The following is a 1,560-nucleotide window of genomic DNA, read 5'->3' on the forward strand; positions in this document are numbered from 1 at the left end:
TTCCCTCCCCGACGCTCTTCCGATCGGTCCTCCGCGGCGCACGCCGCCGCCGTCCGGCCGCGGACTGACGTGTCCGCCCCCGCTCGCCCGGCAGGTACCGGGCGGCTGCTCACGGGAGTGGCGTGGGCCGTGCTCCTGCTCGGCCTCTGGCTCTGGGGCCGCGACGCCGCCGGAGGACCCGGCGGCAGCTCCGCGCCCACCACCGGTGACGTCGCGGCGGTCGGCCGCCCCCTCGGGATGCCGCTGCCCCCGGCGCACGATCCGCTGGACGCGTCGCCGCCGCGCGAGGTCGCGATTCCGTCCCTGGGCATCGACGCCCCCGTCGTCGGACGCGGCCTCGACGGTGACGGCGCCGTCGACCCGCCCCCGTTCGCGACTCCGGGGACCGTCGGCTGGTACGACGGCGGCGCCGAACCCGGCACCGCGGGGGCGGCGATCATGGTCGGCCACGTCGACACCGAGACCAGGCCCGCCGTCTTCTACGGACTGAGCGCGACCCGGCCCGGCGCCGAGATCCGGGTGACCCGGGCCGACGGCACGGTCGCCGAGTTCACCGTCGACGACGTTCAGGTCCTCACCCGGGAACGCTTCGACGCGCAGAAGGCCTACGGGCCACGCCAGGACGGCCGCGCCGAACTCCGGCTGATCACCTGCGGCGGTACGTACGACCGGGCCGCCCACGCCTACTCGGCCAACGTCGTCGTCTCCGCCTACCTCACGGGCGAGGACGCCGGTGAAGGCCACGGCGGTGCGGCCGGCGCACCCGCCCGCACCCGGAGCGGACCGCCGCCGCACTGACCCGGCCGAGCCCCCGCAACCCGCACCCGTCCGGCGGCCACCGCCCGGTAGCCGCCGGACGGGGCCGCTTCCGTGCCCGCTCTTCGCGCACCGGGCCGTGAGGTGTTCCGGGGCTTCCTCGCGGGGAGACTCAACTAGGCGCTCCGTGACGGTTTGTCGGCGGAGAGTCACCGTGAGGGGTGGCGCGTGCAGGCCGCGCGATCCCGGACGGTACGCCCGCGGTCGCGCGGGGGCGTGAAGAGGTGTCGCGCGGATGCGTGAAGAGATACGAGAGGTGGGAGCGAGCCCCGCGGCGTGTGCGGGGCGGGGGCGGACGACCCGGCGGAGCCGGGCAACGAACAAGGCCCCCTCACGTGAAGTGAGAGGGCCTTGACTCTGCGTGCGCCGCCAGGGACTCGAACCCCGGACCCGCTGATTAAGAGTCAGCTGCTCTAACCAACTGAGCTAGCGGCGCCTGCTGACCTGGAGAACATTACCGGATTCCGCAGCATGCTCCTGACCATTTTCCATGACGCCACGCCCTGTCGCATGGTCGTTTTTTCTCTTTGATCCGTCAAAATGTGATTTGTCATGAGAGTTGAGACGTCGGCGCCGTCGCGGAGTGCCTCAAAAAATCTTGACGAGCCCGGAGGGGAATCGACATGACCGTCCCGGTCTTCAAGGAGTACGCCCACGCCGTCGCCACCTCCCTCGAACTCGCGGGGAAAGGCGCCGCCTCGGACGTCGCCGACATCGAGACCGAACTCTTCCGGGCCCACGACA

The 1,560-nt window shown here is 72.1% G+C and carries 1 protein-coding gene and 1 tRNA gene; one reads left to right on the forward strand and one right to left on the reverse strand.

The window, feature by feature from the left end:
- Positions 1-69 precede the first annotated feature (69 nt).
- Positions 70-798: a class F sortase gene (locus ACWD3D_RS36875; protein WP_451464995.1), complete on the forward strand. Its 729-nt coding sequence runs from the start codon at positions 70-72 to the stop codon at positions 796-798.
- A gap of 380 nt (positions 799-1,178) precedes the next feature.
- Here the strand turns inward: ACWD3D_RS36875 and ACWD3D_RS36880 are convergent.
- Positions 1,179-1,252 (reverse strand) — tRNA-Lys (locus ACWD3D_RS36880).
- Positions 1,253-1,560: the final 308 nt, after the last annotated feature.

The sequence above is a fragment of the Streptomyces sp. NPDC002690 genome (assembly GCF_053592415.1).